Here is a 16,848-nt window from a genome sequence, read left to right as displayed (position 1 = left end):
ACCCCAGGAGCGGTTCTCATGCAGCGCGTCTGCTTCCTCCTCAAGGTCCGTGCGGAGCGGATCGACGAGTACCGCGAGCGGCACGCCGCCGTGTGGCCGGAGATGCTTCAGGCTCTCTCGGCCACCGGCTGGCACAACTACTCCCTCTTCCTGCGCGACGACGGCCTGCTCGTCGGCTACCTGGAGACCGAGGACTTCCCCCGCGCACTCGCCGGCATGGAGGCCGCCGAGGTCAACGCCCGCTGGCAGAAGGAGATGGCGCCGTTCTTCGAGTCCCTCGACGGCGCCCGGCCCGACGAGGCCATGAAGCCCCTCACCGAGGTCTTCCACCTCGCCTGACCCCCCACGTCGCAGCACCCTCCCCCTCCCCATTTCGCTCGACAACGGAGTCCCCGAGATGAAGAGACGCACGCTGCTCACCGCCGCACTCGCCGGTGCCGTGGTGACCCCCGCCCTCGGCGCCACGACCGCCCGTGCCGCCGACCCCGGCCCCTCGGTCACCCAGACCGGTAACACCCTCCTCGACAGTCAGGCCATCTACTTCGTCTCCTACAACGGCCTGGTCAACAACAACGCCTTCCAGAAGAACGCCCTGTTGACCTACAAGGGCTACCAGTACGCCGTCTGGTACACCGCCGACCGCAACGCCGTCGTCGGCCGCCGCGTCCTCGGCTCCGGCACCTGGTCCACCGTCAAGGTCGGCCACACGCTGCGCTACAACGACTCCCACAACGTCATCTCCATGGGCCTGTCCAAGGTCGACGGCCGCCTCCACCTCAACATGGACTCGCACAGCGACGGCTTCACCTACGTCAAGTCGGTCGCCGGCCTCGCGGACAACCCGGCCGGGCTGAGCTGGACCACGAGCCGCTTCGGCGCCCCGCAGTCCACCCTCGACGGGCTGGCCCTCACCTCGCAGTTCACCTACCCGCAGTTCGTCTCGATGCCCGACGGCAAGCTCCAGCTGAGCTACCGCGCCGGCGTCTCCGGCAACGGCCGCAACGCCATCGCCGAGTACGACGGCACCTCCTGGACCAACCTCGGCGAGTGGACCAGCTCCACCGGCACGTACACCAGCGAGCACGGCTCCAGCACCGCCCGCAACATGTACCTGCACGGCATCGACTACGACCGCAACGGGCGCCTGCACGCCCTGTTCACCTGGCGCGAGCAGAACGGCGCCGTGATGTGCAACAGCGGCGGCATCACCAACCACGACACCGGCTACGTCTACTCCGACGACCGCGGCCGCACCTGGCGCAACAACGCGGGCACCGTCGTCGGCACCACCGGCGGCTCCGACAAGGTCTCCGTCACCGACAGCGGCCTCGTCGTGGACCCGCTGAACCCGGACCACTCCCTGATGAACCAGGAGAGCCAGTGGACCGACTCCGCCGGCCGCCCGCACGCCATCATCAGCTACGTCCCCGGCCGCTTCGGCCAGTGCACCACGAACTACGTCGCCAACCGCACGGCCAACGGCCGCGCCTTCCTCGTCCGCAAGAGCGCCTCCGGCGCCTGGGCGAAGACCGAGATACCGGTGCCGCTCAACTCCAGCCAGCGCACCAAACTGGTCATGGACAAGTACAACAACGCCTACGCGATCTTCCCGTTCGGCCGGATCGCCGGTGCCTCGGCGGCCTCCGGCCACACCGACTGGAGGATCCTGTACGACGGCTCGGGCCTCAACGCCTTCGGCGAGGTCGTGTTCGACGAGAGCCGGATCGCCCAGGACAATGTGCTGTCCGTGATGTACCAGGTGAAGTCGAGCGGGACGACCCCCTCGGCACTGCGTGTCGTCGACTTCGCCCTGCCCGCCTGATCCCCCTGCCAGGGCGACGTTTCCCCGCCTGACCGGGCCGTTCCATGGGCGGCTCCGACGGTAATGTGAACGTATGCCCGCCGCTCCGTACCTTCCTGGAGGTCCCCGTCCGATGTCGCAGCCGGTGGGTATCAAGGACGTCGCCGCAGCCGCCGGAGTCTCCGTCGGCACGGTCTCCAACGTCATCAACCGGCCCGACTCGGTGGCCTCCGGAACCCGGGCCCGCGTGCTGGCCGCGATCGACCGCCTCGGCTACGTCCGCAGCGAGTCGGCGCGCCAGCTGCGGGCGGGGCGGAGCCGGATCATGGGGCTGCTCGTGCTCGACATGGGCAACCCCTTCTTCGTCGACGTCGCGCGCGGTGCCGAGAGGGCCGCGCGCGACGCCGGACTCGGCGTGATGGTCTGCAACAGCGCGCAGAGCGCGAGCGAGGAGTCCGAGTACCTCTCGCTGTTCGCCGAACAACGGGTGCGCGGCGTGCTGCTCACCCCCGCCGACGCGACGGGCCGCAACATCGCCGCGTTCCGCCGTCACGGCATCCCCTTCGTCCTCGTCGACCGGGTCGCCGAGGGCACCACCGAGTGCTCGGTCTCCGTCGACGACGTCGCGGGCGGCGCCCTCGCCGTCCGGCATCTGATCGACGCGGGTCACCGCTCCCTCGCCTACGTCAGCGGACCGGCGGGTTTCAACCAGGTCCGCGACCGCCGCACGGGCGCCCTGGGCGCCCTGCGCGAGGCGGGCCTCGGCGCCGACGCCCTGCGCGAGCTGCCCACCGAGCGCCTCGACGTGGCCGCCGGCCGGGACGCGGGCGCCCGTCTCCTCGGCCTGGTCGACCGTCCCACCGCCGTCTTCTGCGCCAACGACCTGCTCGCCCTCGGCGTGCTCCAGGCCATGTACGCGGCCGGCGTGAGCGTCCCCGACGACCTCGCCATCGTCGGCTACGACGACATCGAGTTCGCCGCCGCGGCCGCCGTCCCCCTCACCTCCGTACGGCAGCCCGCCGTCACCATGGGCGCCCTCGCCGCCGAACTCCTGCTGGAGGAGACCGAGGCCGAGACCGCGCCCGTCCGGCACGAGCACCGGCGGGTCGTCCTCCAGCCGGAACTGGTGGTGCGGCGCTCCAGCCTCTCGGCACGCTGAGCGCCCGTTCGGTGGCCCCCGCCGAAGGCCGCCCCCGTACTGACCCACGGGTCAGCGAGAATTTCTAGATCCACGGGTCGGCCGGGCGGAGAATCTGTGCTGGACTGGACCACGGCCTGGAATCCGTCCGCTCAGGGAGCCCCGTTGTCCGTCAGCTACCGGCAGCCCGGTGTCGTCCTCACCGACCGCCGCTTCACCGTCCCCCTCGACCACGACCGCCCGGCGGGGGAGCGGATCGAGCTCTACGCGCGCGAGGTCGTCGCGAGCGACAAGGCGGACGCCCAACTGCCCTGGCTGGTCTACCTGCAGGGCGGCCCCGGCTTCGGCGCGAACCGCTTCGTCGGCCGGGAGGCCTGGCTCGGCCGGGCCCTTGAGGAGTACCGGGTCCTCCTCCTGGACCAGCGCGGCACGGGCGCCTCCACCCCCGCCAACCGCCAGACCCTCCCGCTGCGCGGCGGCCCCGTCGAACAGGCCGACTACCTCGCCCACTTCCGCTCCGACTCCATCGTCCGCGACTGCGAGACCATCCGCCCCGAGGTCACCGGTGGCGCCCCCTGGGCCGTCCTCGGCCAGAGCTTCGGCGGCTTCTGCGCGGTCACCTATCTCTCCGAGGCGCCCGAGGGACTGAGCACGGTCCTCGTCACCGGCGGGCTGCCCTCCCTCGACGGCACCGCCGACGACGTCTACGAGGCCGCCTTCCCGCGCATCGAGCGCAAGGTCGCCGCGCACTACGCCCGTTACCCGCAGGACGTCGAGCGGGCCCGGCGGATCGCCGAGCACCTGCTCGGGCACGACATCGTCCTCCCCGGCGGCTACCGGTTCACCGTCGAGGCGTTCCAGTCCCTCGGCATCCTCCTCGGCCGCGGCGACGGCAGCCACCGCCTGCACTTCCTGCTGGAGGACGCCTTCGTCACCACCCCCCGGGGCCCCGAACTCTCCGACGCCTTCCAGGAGGAGGTCCAAGGCCTGCTGTCCTACGCGGGCCACCCGCTGTACGCGCTCCTCCACGAGGCGATCTACGGCCAGGACGCGGGCCCCACCGACTGGGCGGCCGAACGGGTGCGCCGGCGCCTGCCGCAGTTCGACGCCGCCAAGGCGCTGACGGGCGACGGCCCGGTGCTCTTCACGGGCGAGTCCGTCCACCCCTGGATGTTCGACAACGACCCCGCCCTGCGCCCGCTGCGCGAGACCGCGCGGAGCCTGGCCGAGGACCGGGGCTGGCTGCCGCTCTACGATCCGGAGCGCCTCGCCCGCAACGAGGTCCCGGTCGCCGCCGCGGTCTACCACGACGACATGTACGTCGACACGGCCCACTCCCTGCGGACCGCCCGTGCCGTCCGGGGTCTGCGCACCTGGGTCACGGACGAGTTCGAACACGACGGCGTACGGGCCGGGGGACCGCGCGTGCTGGACCGGTTGCTGGCGCTGGCGAGGGACGAGGTGTGAGCGGCGGGGCTACGGTGCGTCCATGACCGACCCGCGGAAACACCAGCCGGAGCAGCTCGCCCCCATGCCCGACGACTGGCGGCGCGCCCTCGCCGTCGTGGCCCACCCGGACGACCTGGAGTACGGCTGCTCGGCGGCGATCGCCGCGTGGACCGACGAGGGCCGCGAGGTCGCCTATGTGCTCGCGACGCGCGGCGAGGCCGGCATCGACACCCTGGAGCCCGCCCGGTGCGGCCCCCTGCGGGAGAGGGAACAGCGTGCGAGCGCGGCCGTCGTGGGCGTCACGGAGGTCGAGTTCCTCGACCACGAGGACGGCGTCGTCCAGTACGGGCCCGCCCTGCGCCGGGACATCGCGGCGGCCGTCCGGCGGCACCGCCCCGAACTGGTCATCACCCTCAACCACCGCGACACCTGGGGCGGGGTCGCCTGGAACACCCCCGACCACGTGGCGGTGGGCCGGGCCACCCTGGACGCCGCCGGGGACGCGGGGAACCGCTGGATCTTCCCCGAACTCCTCGCACAGGGGCTCCAGCCCTGGGACGGCGTCCGCTGGGTCGCCGTCGCCGGTTCGGCCACCCCCACCCACGCGGTGGACGCCGGCCCCGGCCTCGACCGGGCCGTCGCCTCCCTCCTGGAACACCGCACCTACCTCGAGGTGCTCACGAAGGAGGACCCCGAGTCCTATGTCCGCGACTTCCTCACGGGACATGCCCGGACCACGGGGGAGAGGTTCGGCGGCAGACCGGCCGTGGCCTTCGAGGTGTTCCCCCGCTGAGGAGCGGGGCCGCCCGGTCCTGTCGGACCCTCGTTAGGGTGAACCGTATGGAACACGGATCCGGCGAGGCCCTCGACCAGCTCGACCAGCACGACCAGCGCGACCGGCGGGCCCTGCGCGTGCTGCGCGCGGACTGCGGCAGATGCTTCGGCCTGTGCTGTGTCGCCCTGCCCTTCTCCGCCTCGGCCGACTTCGCCGTCGACAAGGCCGCGGGCACGGCGTGCGGCAACCTCGGGGACGACTTCCGGTGCGGGATCCACACCCGGCTGCGTGCCGAGGGCTTCAACGGCTGCACGGTCTACGACTGCTTCGGTGCCGGACAGCGGGTCTCGCAGGTCACCTTCGGGGGCGAGAGCTGGCGTACGGGCGGCCCCGGGCACGCCCGGCGGATGTTCGACGTCTTCCCGGTCGTACGCCAACTCCACGAGCTGCTCTGGTACGTGACCGAGGCGCTGACCCTCCCCGCCGCCCGCCCGGTGCACGCCGACCTCCGCCGGGTCCGCGCGGAGACCGAGCGGCTGGCCGGCGGAACGCCCGAGGAACTGGGCGAGCTGGACGTCGCCGCGCACCGGCAGCGCGTCAACGTGCTGCTGCTGCGGGTCAGCGAACTCATGCGCGCGGGGGCCGAAGGACGCAAGCGGAACCGGCGCGGCGCCGACCTCATGGGCGCCCGCCTCAAGGGCGCCGACCTGCGCAAGGCCGACCTGCGCGGCGCCTACCTGATAGCGGCCGACCTCACCGGGGCCGATCTGCGGGGCGCGGATCTGATCGGCGCCGACCTCCGCGACGCCGACCTCCGCGACGCGGACCTGACCGGCGCCTTCTTCCTGACCCAGCCCCAGCTCCAGGCGGCACGTGGCAGCGCCGGGACCCGGCTGCCGGCGTCAGTCACCCGCCCCGGCCACTGGACAGCCTGACGGCGACGAGGGCGACGGAGGTGACGCCGGCTCCTGGGGGGCGCCCGGCACCGCGCCCACCCGCCGCTGTACGCGCAGCCGTAGCCCGTCCGGCATCAGCGTCAGTCGCTCCACCACCCGCAGCCGGTACGCGGGCTCCGCCACCAGCTCGTACCGGCGCAGCAACAGCCCCAGCACCAGGGTGGCCTCGTGCAGCGCGAACTGGCGGCCGATGCAGGCCCGCGCACCCGTGCCGAAGGGTTTGAACGTGTGCGGGGCCCGGCCGCGTACGGCCGCCGCGTCGAAGCGGTCCGGGTCGAACCGCTCGGCGTCCGCGCCCCAGACCTCCGGGTCCCGGTGCAGCATCGACGTCAGCACCAGCGCCCAGGCGCCCCGCCGCATGGGGTGGACCCCGCCCAGCACGGTGTCCTCGCGGGCCTCCCGCGAGAAGGCGGGCGCCGTCGGCCACAGCCGCAGCGCCTCGTCGAGCACCCGGCGCACGTACCGCAGCTTGGCCACCTGCTCGTAGCCCGGCCGCGCGGCGGCGCCCCACACCCGGTCCACCTCGGCGCGGGCGCGGGCGGCCAGGTCCGGGTACCGGGCGAGGTAGTGCAGGGCGAAGGACAGGGCGCCCGAGGTGGTCTCGTGCCCGGCGACCAGGAAGGTGATGACCTGCCGCCGGACGTTCTCGGCGGACAGCCGCTCGCCGCTCTCGGGGTGCGAGGTCTCCAGCATCCGGTCGAGCAGGTCGCCGTCACCGCCACCGCGGCCGCCGCCGGAGGACCGCCGTGCCCGCACCACCGCGTCGACCGTCTCGTCGAGGTACGCCATGTCCGCCCCGTTCTGCCGGGCGGCACCGCGCAGCAGCAGCGGGACCAGCCGGTCGGGCACGACATTGCGGCGCTGGGCGTAGGTCAGGGTGCCGACCATGGCGGCGACGAAGGGGTGCGGGCGGGTGCGCTCGAAGGAGCCGAAGTCGTGGCCGAAGCCGGTGCGGGCGATCGTCTCCAGGGTCAGCTTGGTCATGTCGCCGGGCACGTCCACGCTGGAGCCCGCCGCCTCCGCCCGGTCCCAGTGCTCCGTCAGCCGCTCGGCGACGTCGAGCATCATCGGGTGGTAGCCGGCCATCGCCTCCCGGCCGAAGCCCGGGGCGAGGACGTCGTGCGCCAGCTGCCAGTTCGGCTCGTGGTTGTACGCGGTGAAGAGGCCGTCCCCGGCCACCGGCCGCAGATTGGCGACGCCGACGCCCACGTGCTTGGCGAACCGGGACTCCTCCGCCATCTCGGCCGCGAGCCCCGCGCCCCCGACGAACACGATCTCCTTGCCGAACGCCTTGCGCCGGAAGATCGGCCCGAGCCGCTGCCCGAGCCGCACCGATTCCTGGACCGGCGTGCGCACGTTCGTGCCGAGCACGTCACCGAGGAGGGGGATGCGGTACGGCGGGTGCGGTATCCGGTGCAGTTCGGGCCAGCCCAGCTCCGCGCTGCGGAAGCCCCTGACAGCCGTGGCCCCTGTCGTCGCCGTCATGACCACATCTCCCTCGCCCGCACGCCGTGGCCGGACCCGGTGCGCGGTGTTGTACTCGGGTTCAATAGCGGGCCCAGTCTCGTCCCGTTGTTGAACCCACGTCAAGTAAGGTGACCGGCATGGCAGCCAGGCAGCAGGAGCGCCCGCGGCGTCGGCTCAGCACCGGGGAACGGCGGGAGCAGCTCCTCGCGGTCGGCGCCCGGCTCTTCTCGGAGAGCCCGTACGACGACGTGTGGATCGAGCAGGTGGCCGAGATCGCCGGTGTCTCCCGCGGTCTGCTCTACCACTACTTCCCGAACAAGCGGGACTTCTTCGCGGCCGTCGTGGAGCGCGAGAGCGAGCGGATGCTGCGGATCATGACGCCCGCCCCGGGCGCGTCGGCGCGCGAGCGGCTCGGCAACGGGCTCGACGCCTTCCTCGCCCATGTCGAGGAGCACGCCCACGGCTTCCGGGCCTTCCACCGTGCCGACGCCACCGGCGACCAGGCCGTGCGCAAGGTCTACCAGCGGGCGCTGGCCGTGCAGGAGGCGCAGATCCTGGCGGCGCTGGCCTCGGACGCCGAGTTCGCGGCCGCCCTGGAGGGGCGGCCGGAGATGCGGCTCGCCGTGCGCGGGTGGCTGTCGTTCACGACGGCCGTCTGTCTGGAGTGGCTGCGGGGCGCGGAGCTGTCCCGCGAGCAGGTGCGTGACCTGTGCGCGCGGGCCCTGTTCGGCGTGCTCACGCCCTGAGCCGGGCCTTTCGTTCCGACCGCCTCCGGTGCGCGGAGGCGGGGGAGATTCCGTGGACCGGCCGCCGGTGGTTGGCGTACGCCCCGATCTTCGATAGGTTAGGCAAGGCTTACCTAATGGAGGTTTGGGATGGGTGACCGTCACAGCTGGACGGCCGCGCCCGCCGCGGCCGAGCGCGCCCGCTCGGTGCTCGCCGCGGCGTGGTCCTGCGCGGTGACCGCCGACGGCGGCCGCGAGGAGTTCGTCGGCGCGCACACCGTCACGGAGGACGGCCGTGTCATCCTGCGCGTCCCCGAGGACAGTACGCTCGTCGCCGCCGCGATCTGCGCGCCGCGGGGCGAGCCGTCCGCCGTGCTGGAGTTCGCCGACGTCGCGCCCGTCCCGGTGCGAGGCCGCATCCGGGCCCGGCTGTGGATCGCCGGCTGGTTCACACCCGAGGACGGCGACCTGGAGTTCCGGCCCACCCGCATCGTGCTGCGCGAGCCGTCCGGCGCGGTCGTGGTCGACCTCGACGACTTCGCCGCCGCCGAGCCCGATCCGCTGGTCACCGCCGAGTCCCGGCTGCTGACCCACCTCGCCGACGCCCACCCCGACGCCGTCGAGCGCCTCACCCGGCTCGTCCCGCACGACAGCCTGCACGGCGCCGTACGCGTCCAGCCCCTCGCCGTCGACCGGCACGGCCTGACCCTGCGCATCGAGCGGGCCCGCGGCGACGGCGACGTACGCCTGACGTTCCACAAGCCGGCCGACGACATGGCGCAGCTCACCGAGCGCATGCACATCCTGCTCTCCCAGGCGAGCGCCGCGTCCTGTCCCCGGGCCCTACAGCGGCAGCGCACAGACCGCGACGGGTGACGCGAACGGGCCGCCCGCGCGCCGCAGTCCGCCATCGCTCCCGACCCGGAAGACGCTGACCGCGCTCGACCGCTGCAGCGCGGCGAACAGCAGGCCCCCGTCCGGCGACAGCGCGATCTGGCGCGGGAAGTCCCCGCCGACCGGCACGGTGTCGAGCAGCCGCAGCCGCGCGCCGTCCGCCTCCACGGCGTAGCGGGTGAGGCTGTCGTGCCCCCGGTTGGCGAGATAGGCGTACGCGCCGTCCGGCGTCACGACCAGCTGCGCGGGATAGTTCGTGCCCGAGCCCGTGCCCGTGGGCTGCGGGTCCCCCGGTGCGAGCCGCCCGCTGCCGGGATCGTAGGCGCAGACCACGACCGTGTTGTCGACCTCGTTGGCCAGATAGGCGTACCGGCCCCCGGGATGGAAGGTGAGGTGCCGGGGCCCGGCGCCCGGCCGGGTGCGCGCCCGGGAGACCTCGGTGAGCGTGCCCCGGGACTGGTCCAGACGGTAGGTGTAGACCGTGTCGGTGCCCAGGTCGACGGCGAGCACATGACCGCCGTCCGGGCTCGTGAGGACCTGGTGCGCGTGCGGCCTGTCCTGCCCGGGACCCGGCGCCGGACTGCTGTGCACCACCAGATCCGTGCGCTCGCCCAGGGCTCCCGAGTCCTCGACGGGGTGCACGGCGACACTGCCCGAGCCGTAGTTGGCGCTCAGCAGCCACCGCCCGCCCGGGTGCACCGACAGCTGGCAGGGCGCCTCGCCGCCGCTGCTCCGGGTGCCGAGCACCCGGCGGTCGGACAGCCGTACGGCGCTCACCCCGCCCCGCGTGCGCTCGTTCACTGCGTACAGGGTCCGGCCGTCCGGGTGCACCGCGAGATACGACGGGTCCGCGACACCGGTGATCGTCCCCCCGCCCGTGACCCGGCCGCTCGGGACGTCGTACGTCGCCACCCCGATGCCGGTGCCGCCGCCCTCGGCCGAGGTGTACGTGCCGATGTAGAGCGGCCGGGGGCCGGTGCGCGTCGGGGAGGGCGAGGTGGTCGCGGAACCGGTGGCCGCCCCGGCCTCCGCCTCCCGCGAGGGAGCCGTCGGAGTGTCCCGCGCGGGGGAGGAGGACGTGGGTCCGGCCGTCCCGTCGGAGCCCGCGCACCCGGCCAGGCCGGCCGGTACGGCCGCTCCCGCCAGCAGCCCGAGGACATGGCGCCTGCTCCTGCCGTCCTGATCCCCTGCCGCCTCATTCGTCATGCGTCGCACCTCGGGTGTCGCTCGTCCGGTCCGTCACCACCTTGACGGGTACGAGCGCCTGCGCGCAAAGGCGACGGCGGGCGGCGCTGGTGCGCGCCGCCCGCCGTCGCCCTCGCGTCGGCCGTCGGACCGGCTACCAGTCGCCGTCCTGGACCGGCTTGCCCGGTGCGTCACCGAGCGGCTTGACCTGGCCGGGGGCGGGCGCCTGCCACGGGTCGAGGTCGTCGCCGAGCCAGTCGCCGACGGGCTTCACCGTGCCGAGGGCGTCGGCCGCGTCGAGATCGTGCGCGTCCTCGTCGTAGTAGTCGAACCAGGGCAGCCCGGCCCGCGTGTACGCCGCCCGGTCCACGGGCGACGGCGGTGGGGCCTCCCCGGTGATCCGGCGCCACTCGGGCGGAGTGACCAGATGGACGAAGACCCGCCCGGCCGCCGTCTCGGCCCAGCTGCCGCGCGGCCAGGTGTCCCGGTAGACCTCCTGGCGCATCGAGCCGCCGACACCGAGCCCCATCGCCGCCTGCGCCCGGGGCGCTGCGGCGGGCGCGCCGCGCATGGGCGCCGCGGCGGGAGCGGGCGCCCCGTAGGGCGCCGGGGGAGGCGCGCCACCCGGCGCGGGCGCCGTGAACCCGGTGGACTGGGGCGGCAGCGGAGGCGCACCCGGGGGCGGCATCGGGACCGGGCCCGTGCCGGCGAAGACGCCCCCGCCGCCCACCAGACCGATGGCCGTCTCGCGTTCGGCGCGCCGCCGCTCCTCCTTCCGCCACAGGGCGAGCTGCTCGTCGTTCAGCGGGAACGATTGAAGCTGGACCCCACCGAACACCTCCTCGCCGGTGACCTGGCCCTCGACCGTGGCCCCGAGCCCGAGCGGGACGGCCACGAACTGCCTGACCGTGCCCTTGCCGGAGTTGATGCCGTCGAGCCACGGCTGGCGCGGCAGCACCACGTAGTTCTGCGGGTCGCGCGCGAGCGTGCCGCTCCAGGGCGTGCCCGACACCGCGCACACCTTGCCGACGCCCACCTGGAGCGCGGCCGGTTCCGTGGAACCGCCGAAGTGCATCCACATCGCCTCACGCAGATACACGGGAAGCATCACCCCGCCACGCGCCCGCATCTCCTGCGAGGCGGTGTGCGGATAGTCCTCGACCCGCCGGATAGGGAAGTCGCCCAGACCGGGCGGAAGCTGGTGCGTGCCCGTCTCCGGCAGCCGCAGGGTGCGCTGGAAGCGCACCCGCACACCCCCCGGCAGACACAGTGTGCTCCCGTCGATCCGTACGGTGCCTTCGGCCATTCCGTACGCTCCCCTCGATCTCGCCCGGTGCCTCGTCGCTCGGTACGACGTCACCCGGTACGTCCGGTAGTACGTCCGGCGAGGCCGGACCGGTTCCGCCGGAGGGGGCGCGGGATGCGCACGCGGTCGCGCAGGCGCGTGAGCCGGGGGGAGCGCTCGCGCTGTTCACGGGTGCAGCGGTCGAGCTCCTCCAGGAGCCTCTTGGAGCGGTGCTCGGTGTCCAGCTCGTCGAGGATGCGGTTGACCTCCGTCAGCACGGCACCGTGCAGCTGCCACTGGGCGGCGTCCCGCTGGACCTCTTCGAGGAGGAGCTGGGCCAGCTTGTCGCGGGTCGCGGCGGCCGCCGACAGCTCGGCGGTGAGCCTGTCCTCCGCGGACTCGGCGCTGCGGCTGACATCGGTCGTCACCAGCACCGCGAAGCTGACCACGGCGTCACCGATCTCGGCCAGCAGCCGCTCGACGGCCGCCCCCACCTGGGGGACGAACAGCGGTTCGGGCTCCCGTTCCTTGGCGAGGTCGGTCAGGGTGCGGGCCAGCACCCGCAGGACCACCGTGCAGATCTCCAGCGTGTCCAGACCCGTGCGCAGCACGACCCGGTGCAGCAGGCCCTCCCGTACGCGCGGATTGAGCTTCAGGCTGTCCTCGGCCTGCTGGAGCGCCGCGTCGACCTCGACGATGTCGAAGTCGAGTTCCCGTGCCTCGTGGAGCCGGGCCGCCGCGGCCTCCGCCGGGGTGCGGCCCGCGGCCTCCTCGCCGACGCGGATCATCAGCTGCCGCATCCGCCGGGCCAGGTCCTCGATGGACTCTCCGGCCGCCTCCACCCACACCGGGGGAGCGAGCAGGAGGTTGAAGGCGAGGCCGACGACCGCGCCGATCAGTGTCTCCATGACCCGCGCCCACGCCGTGTCGCCGACCCTGGTCACCCCGAGCACCAGCATGGCGCTGATCGCCACCTCGGGGACGAACTCGCTGACCCGCACCAGATGCCCCACCGCGAGCGAGGCCAGGATGATCAGGGCGAGGCTCCACCAGGTGAGGCCCACCAGGATGCTGAAGCCGATGGCGATGACGACGCCGGCGACCACCGAGTTCACCCGCCGGATGCCCGTGGTGAGGGTGGAGTAGAGGGTCACCTGTACGACGAGGAGGGCGGTGAGCGGAGCCGTCAGGGGCGCCGGCTCCGAGGTGAGCTGCAAGGCCACCACATAGGCCACCGAGGCGGCCGCCGCCGACCGCACCGACTGCACGACCACCGGGTCCTGCCGCCATTGGGCGACCCTCGTGCCGATCAGGTCCCACACATCACGTACGTCTCGCATCCTTGCGCTGTTCCCGCTTCGTCGCTCCGCCGAACTCCTGACCGAGGACAGTAGTCACCTGGGTGATCGGCGGAAGGGCCGGGAGGGGAGGGCGCAGGAGGCCGAAGGGCCGGGAGGCGGACGGCCGGGAGACGGCGGCCGTGGCGGTGTGCTGTCCGGCGCGGACGGCGGCGGGGCGGGGCACCTGCGGCGGCCTCAGTCGTACAGCTTGTCCAGGAACGTTGACAGATTGCCCACCGTCCGGGCGATCTGCTCCTCCACGGTGAGGCTCTCCTCGAAGCGGCTCCCCGTGTCGAGCGCCTTCCTGCCCCGCACGTACAGCGAACACGCCAGGTCGGCGCACATGTACAGCCCCACGGAGTTCCCCTCGCGCCCGGCCGTGCCGGCCTTCCGCGCCGTCATCAGCGAGACCCCGCCACCCCGGTGGGTCGTCAGACACAACGAACACATGCTCCGATGAAGGAAGCCCCGCCGCGCCGCCGGGAAACGCAGCGTGACACCCGCAGGCCGCCCCGCCCGCTCGGTCACGAGATAGCTCCGATCGGGCGCGCCCGGGTCCCGCCAGCCGAGGAAGTCCAGATCGTCCCAGGGCCGCCGCTCCAGATCACGGGGCAGGGAGATCCGCTTCGCCTCGCCCTTGGAACAGTTCACGAACGAGCCGCGGATGTCCTGCTCGGTGAGGGGCTTCATGAGGGTTCCTCCAGGGGAGTGATCGTCGGTCCAACCTAGGGTCACTAGGTTTCTACCTAAGCTAATCGGCACATGGGCGGGTGGCCAATGGATTTCCGCGCACCCCCTCCCGAGGGCTCGTCGTGGGCTTCAGTCGCGCGGACCCGCCTGACAGAGTGATCCCGCAGGGCTGTGCGCGGACGCGACGAGGCGGATCGCCGACCGGAGACAGGGGGACCGGAGTGGACGACGAGGAGCGGGCGCGGCTCGTCCTGGCGGCGGCGGGGCTGGCGCCAGGTGCTCTCGCCGAGCGGCTGCCGCTCGGCGGCGGCACGTACAACACGGTCGAGGAGCTGCGCCTCACCGACGGCACCCGGCTGATCCTCAAGATCCCCCCGCCGTCCACCACCCCCGGCCTGACCTACGAGAGTGAACTCCTCGGCGCCGAGGCCGAGTTCTGCCGGGCCGCCGAGACCGTCGGCGTCCCCGCCCCTCGGGTCGTCGCGGCCGCCCTCGACGCATCCGCCCCCACCGGCCGTCACCTCCTGCTCACCCACTGCCCGGGCGGCGGCTGGGAGGACTTGGAACCCGCCGAAGAGGGGCCGGTGCGGCGGGAGTTGGGCGGCATGGTCGCCCGCCTCCACCGGGTGACCGGCCCCGGTTTCGGCTACCCGTCCGGCGCGTTCGGACCCCTCACCGCCGACTGGCGCACCGCCTTCGCGGCCCTCTATGACGGCATCCTCGCCGACGCCCGCCGCTACGGGGCCTGGCTGCCCCTCCCCGTGGACGAGGTGGCCCGCACGGCGCGGGCCGCCCACGACGCCCTCGACGACGTGACCGTGCCGCGACTGGTCCACTTCGACCTGTGGCCGGGCAACATCCTGGTCGAGCGCGGGGGAACGCCGCGCGTCGGCGGTCTGATCGACGGCGAGCGCATGTTCTGGGGCGACCCGGTCGCGGACTTCGTCTCGCTCGCGCTGCTCGGCGACATCCGCCAGGACTCCGACTTCCTGACGGGCTATCAGGAGGCGGGCGGCGAGATCGCGTTCACGCCGTCGGTCCGCCGCCGCTACGCCCTGTACCGCAGCTACCTGTACCTGATCATGCTGGTCGAGGCGGTGCCGCGCGCTCTGGACGACGGGCACCTCGCATGGCGACGGGAGGCGGTGGCGCCCCAGCTGACGGGGGCCCTGGAGGAGCTGCGCGCCCTTTCCTGACGGAACGGCCCTCGGAACTCCAGGTTTGTGCCGATCACATCGCGGTACCCGCGTGCGGCGCACCCCGGGGACAGGGGGGCGCACCACTCGAACAGGAAGGAGCGCGCCGTGACCGATCACCGGCTGGAGGGTCCCGGCGAGCACCCGGACCCCGTACCGAGGGACCTGCCCGATCAGCAGGCGAGAGAGGGCGAGGACCCGTGGGAGGTGGCGCCGGCGCGTGCCACCGGCGACGCGCGGGACGAGGACGCGTCGCGGGACGACGCCGACGTGCCCGACACGGACGAGGCGGGTACCGGCCGCCAGGGCGCGGCCCGGTCGGGCGCCGTCGACCCCGAGCAGCCCGTGCCCGACGAGCCGTCCGGCTGACCGGCTCCCCGTCGTCGCCGGCGACGCGGCAGGACTCGGCGCCTCCCCGGTGGGACCCGGGGAGGCGCCGTCATGTGCGGAGGTCCGGGACGTGGCCGGCGTGTTCAGCCGACCTTCCGCCCCCGCAGCGGTTCGGTGTCCGCTCCGGCGCCCTGCCGCAGCCCCTCCAGGAACTCCTCCAGCACCTCCACCGCCGTATGCTCCGGATGCCAGCGCAGCTCGTCGCGGGCCTTGGAGCAGTCCATCAGCGGCAGCCGCAGCACGGCGTCGAAGAGATGCGGTGAGGCGGGCAGCAGCCGCAGGTTCCACGCGGCCGCGACCGCCGAGCGGACCGCCGCCCGGGGCAGCTTCACCGGACGGGACCCCAGCACCTCGCTGAGCAGTTCGGCGTCCACGGGGGACTCCGCCGCGAGGTTGAAGGCCCCGCGGGCGTCGCTGTGCAGCGCCAGCCGGTAGGCCCGGGCGGCGTCGTCGGTGTGCAGCGTCTGCACCTTCAGCCCGGGAATGTCGGGCAGGAACGGCAGCAGTTCCGGCCGGGCCAGCGACCCCGGCAGGAAGCGCCCGCCGAAGATTCGGCGCTGCTCGCTCGCCGACTCCCGCTTGAAGAGGAACGCGGGCCTCATCCGCACCACCCGGACCCCGGGATGTTCGTGCTCGAAGGAGTCCAGGGCGCGCTCCAGATACGCCTTCTCCCGGCAGTACGCGGCGTCCGGCCAGCCGTGCGTGGGCCACGACTCGTCGACCGCGCGGTCCTTCGGCCCCGGCGAGTAGGCACCCACCGACGAGGCGTGCACCAGGGTGGGGACCTCGGCCGCCGCCACCGCCTCGAAGACCCGCATACCGCCCAGCACATTGGTCCGCCAGGTCGAGGCCGGGTCGTGGGTCGGCTGGAACGCCCAGGCGAGATGGACGACCGCGTCCGCCCCCTCGAACTCCTTGACCAGATCGGCCTGCTCGGACCCCACGTCCACGGCCGACCAGTGCGTCTTCGGGGGTGTCCATTCGGGCACCCGACGGGCCAGCCCCCGTACCTCCTCGACCCGCTCGTCCTCCGCGAGCAGACGCACCAGACTCGTCCCCACATTGCCGGTGGCGCCAGTGACCACGATCCTGCCGCCGGATTCTCCGTTCACCGCTGACTCCTCTCGCGCGTTTCGTCACTCCGAGCCGCCCACGAGTACCCGGACCCCACCCATGCACGCGGTCATAACCGGACACACCGCCCGCCGCGGCTTCCGTCCGCGCTCCTGCCCGCATCCGCCACGGCGGCCGGCCTGTCCGGCCACCCCACCGAGGGGTGCCACTGGTCGTCCGGCGACCGCTACCGGCCTTGACGACGGGCGTGCCCTCGGCGCTGTACGGGCCGACGGAACCCGGCGCCTGCACGGGCCGGAAAAGGGGGAAGCCCCGACCGGGACGGGGGAATCGCGGTCGGGGCGGTCTGTGTGTGGGTGCGGATGGCGGTCGCCTCTCGGCGAAAGGCTCCACAGGGCTTCAGCCGAACGATCGTCCCTGTGGGCAAAAGGTGAGGCCCGGGGACACTGTCCCATCCACACCCACGGTTGGTTCAACGGGAAA

Annotated in this window: 16 protein-coding genes; 10 read left to right on the top strand and 6 right to left on the bottom strand. The window is 73.2% G+C overall.

The window, feature by feature from the left end; translation table 11 throughout:
* Positions 1–18: 18 nt before the first annotated feature.
* The 6 genes from STRBO_RS0126580 (at position 19) to STRBO_RS0126555 (ending at position 6,098) form a co-directional block, all read left to right on the top strand.
* Positions 19–339 (top strand): L-rhamnose mutarotase, encoded by a 321-nt coding sequence (locus STRBO_RS0126580; protein ID WP_005484098.1) that lies wholly within the window; start codon positions 19–21, stop codon positions 337–339.
* Between the two features lie 58 nt (positions 340–397).
* Positions 398–1,822, top strand: coding sequence for a BNR repeat-containing protein (locus STRBO_RS0126575; protein WP_005484097.1), 1,425 nt, complete (start codon positions 398–400; stop codon positions 1,820–1,822).
* 112 nt (positions 1,823–1,934) lie between these two features.
* Positions 1,935–2,960, top strand: a complete 1,026-nt coding sequence (locus tag STRBO_RS0126570; RefSeq protein ID WP_005484096.1) for a LacI family DNA-binding transcriptional regulator — start codon at positions 1,935–1,937, stop codon at positions 2,958–2,960.
* Positions 2,961–3,104: 144 nt separating this feature from the next.
* Entirely contained in the window at positions 3,105–4,406 is a 1,302-nt protein-coding gene (locus STRBO_RS0126565) for an alpha/beta fold hydrolase (protein ID WP_028796859.1), read from the top strand.
* Positions 4,407–4,428: 22 nt separating this feature from the next.
* A complete protein-coding gene (locus STRBO_RS0126560) occupies positions 4,429–5,181 on the top strand; it encodes a PIG-L deacetylase family protein (protein ID WP_005484094.1) in 753 nt (250 codons plus the stop codon).
* Positions 5,182–5,228: 47 nt separating this feature from the next.
* Entirely contained in the window at positions 5,229–6,098 is an 870-nt protein-coding gene (locus STRBO_RS0126555) for a pentapeptide repeat-containing protein (protein ID WP_005484093.1), read from the top strand.
* Here the strand turns inward: STRBO_RS0126555 and STRBO_RS0126550 are convergent.
* Positions 6,066–7,604 (bottom strand): cytochrome P450, encoded by a 1,539-nt coding sequence (locus STRBO_RS0126550; RefSeq protein ID WP_020115119.1) that lies wholly within the window; start codon positions 7,602–7,604, stop codon positions 6,066–6,068. The genes STRBO_RS0126555 and STRBO_RS0126550 overlap by 33 nt on opposite strands.
* Before the next feature lie 119 nt (positions 7,605–7,723).
* Here STRBO_RS0126550 and STRBO_RS0126545 point away from each other — a divergent pair, with 119 nt between their 5' ends.
* Both STRBO_RS0126545 and STRBO_RS0126540 read left to right on the top strand, forming a co-directional pair.
* Positions 7,724–8,332 carry a TetR/AcrR family transcriptional regulator gene (locus STRBO_RS0126545; protein WP_020115118.1) on the top strand — a complete coding sequence of 203 codons (609 nt, stop codon included), beginning with the start codon at positions 7,724–7,726 and terminating at the stop codon, positions 8,330–8,332.
* Positions 8,333–8,461: 129 nt separating this feature from the next.
* The gene (locus STRBO_RS0126540; protein WP_005484090.1) at positions 8,462–9,187 is read left to right on the top strand and encodes a DUF2470 domain-containing protein; all 726 of its coding nucleotides are present in this window, start codon (positions 8,462–8,464) and stop codon (positions 9,185–9,187) included.
* Here STRBO_RS0126540 and STRBO_RS0126535 read toward each other — a convergent pair.
* From STRBO_RS0126535 to STRBO_RS0126520, 4 genes are all read right to left on the bottom strand, one after another.
* The gene (locus STRBO_RS0126535; RefSeq protein WP_005484089.1) at positions 9,155–10,411 is read right to left on the bottom strand and encodes a lactonase family protein; all 1,257 of its coding nucleotides are present in this window, start codon (positions 10,409–10,411) and stop codon (positions 9,155–9,157) included. The genes STRBO_RS0126540 and STRBO_RS0126535 overlap by 33 nt on opposite strands.
* A gap of 133 nt (positions 10,412–10,544) precedes the next feature.
* Positions 10,545–11,696 (bottom strand): hypothetical protein, encoded by a 1,152-nt coding sequence (locus STRBO_RS0126530; protein ID WP_020115117.1) that lies wholly within the window; start codon positions 11,694–11,696, stop codon positions 10,545–10,547.
* Positions 11,697–11,746: 50 nt separating this feature from the next.
* Positions 11,747–13,015 (bottom strand): FUSC family protein, encoded by a 1,269-nt coding sequence (locus STRBO_RS0126525; RefSeq protein ID WP_005484087.1) that lies wholly within the window; start codon positions 13,013–13,015, stop codon positions 11,747–11,749.
* Positions 13,016–13,210: 195 nt separating this feature from the next.
* Entirely contained in the window at positions 13,211–13,705 is a 495-nt protein-coding gene (locus tag STRBO_RS0126520; RefSeq protein WP_005484085.1) for an FBP domain-containing protein, read from the bottom strand.
* A gap of 221 nt (positions 13,706–13,926) precedes the next feature.
* Between STRBO_RS0126520 and STRBO_RS0126515 the strand changes: the two genes are divergently transcribed.
* Both STRBO_RS0126515 and STRBO_RS0126510 read left to right on the top strand, forming a co-directional pair.
* Complete coding sequence (locus tag STRBO_RS0126515) at positions 13,927–14,901, top strand: phosphotransferase family protein (RefSeq protein ID WP_005484084.1); 975 nt, start codon at positions 13,927–13,929, stop codon at positions 14,899–14,901.
* Between the two features lie 108 nt (positions 14,902–15,009).
* Positions 15,010–15,270, top strand: coding sequence for a hypothetical protein (locus tag STRBO_RS0126510; protein ID WP_005484083.1), 261 nt, complete (start codon positions 15,010–15,012; stop codon positions 15,268–15,270).
* Positions 15,271–15,374: 104 nt separating this feature from the next.
* Here STRBO_RS0126510 and STRBO_RS0126505 read toward each other — a convergent pair whose 3' ends face one another.
* The gene (locus STRBO_RS0126505; RefSeq protein WP_005484081.1) at positions 15,375–16,403 is read right to left on the bottom strand and encodes an SDR family oxidoreductase; all 1,029 of its coding nucleotides are present in this window, start codon (positions 16,401–16,403) and stop codon (positions 15,375–15,377) included.
* Between the last annotated feature and the right edge of the window lie 445 nt (positions 16,404–16,848).

Origin of the sequence: Streptomyces bottropensis ATCC 25435, from assembly GCF_000383595.1 — a bacterium.
Taxonomy (GTDB): Bacteria; Actinomycetota; Actinomycetes; order Streptomycetales; family Streptomycetaceae; genus Streptomyces; species Streptomyces bottropensis.
The sequence above is the reverse complement of the archived record's forward strand: the minus strand, read 5'-3'. Positions and strand labels throughout refer to the sequence as shown.

Coding starts and splice junctions, on each gene's coding strand:
- STRBO_RS0126525 (WP_005484087.1), bottom strand. CDS start 13,015: ATGCGAGACGTACGTGATGTGTGGGACCTGATCGGCACGAGGGTCGCC.
- STRBO_RS0126555 (WP_005484093.1), top strand. CDS start 5,229: ATGGAACACGGATCCGGCGAGGCCCTCGACCAGCTCGACCAGCACGAC.
- STRBO_RS0126545 (WP_020115118.1), top strand. CDS start 7,724: ATGGCAGCCAGGCAGCAGGAGCGCCCGCGGCGTCGGCTCAGCACCGGG.
- STRBO_RS0126550 (WP_020115119.1), bottom strand. CDS start 7,604: ATGACGGCGACGACAGGGGCCACGGCTGTCAGGGGCTTCCGCAGCGCG.
- STRBO_RS0126570 (WP_005484096.1), top strand. CDS start 1,935: ATGTCGCAGCCGGTGGGTATCAAGGACGTCGCCGCAGCCGCCGGAGTC.
- STRBO_RS0126560 (WP_005484094.1), top strand. CDS start 4,429: ATGACCGACCCGCGGAAACACCAGCCGGAGCAGCTCGCCCCCATGCCC.
- STRBO_RS0126540 (WP_005484090.1), top strand. CDS start 8,462: ATGGGTGACCGTCACAGCTGGACGGCCGCGCCCGCCGCGGCCGAGCGC.
- STRBO_RS0126535 (WP_005484089.1), bottom strand. CDS start 10,411: ATGACGAATGAGGCGGCAGGGGATCAGGACGGCAGGAGCAGGCGCCAT.
- STRBO_RS0126575 (WP_005484097.1), top strand. CDS start 398: ATGAAGAGACGCACGCTGCTCACCGCCGCACTCGCCGGTGCCGTGGTG.
- STRBO_RS0126530 (WP_020115117.1), bottom strand. CDS start 11,696: ATGGCCGAAGGCACCGTACGGATCGACGGGAGCACACTGTGTCTGCCG.
- STRBO_RS0126520 (WP_005484085.1), bottom strand. CDS start 13,705: ATGAAGCCCCTCACCGAGCAGGACATCCGCGGCTCGTTCGTGAACTGT.
- STRBO_RS0126580 (WP_005484098.1), top strand. CDS start 19: ATGCAGCGCGTCTGCTTCCTCCTCAAGGTCCGTGCGGAGCGGATCGAC.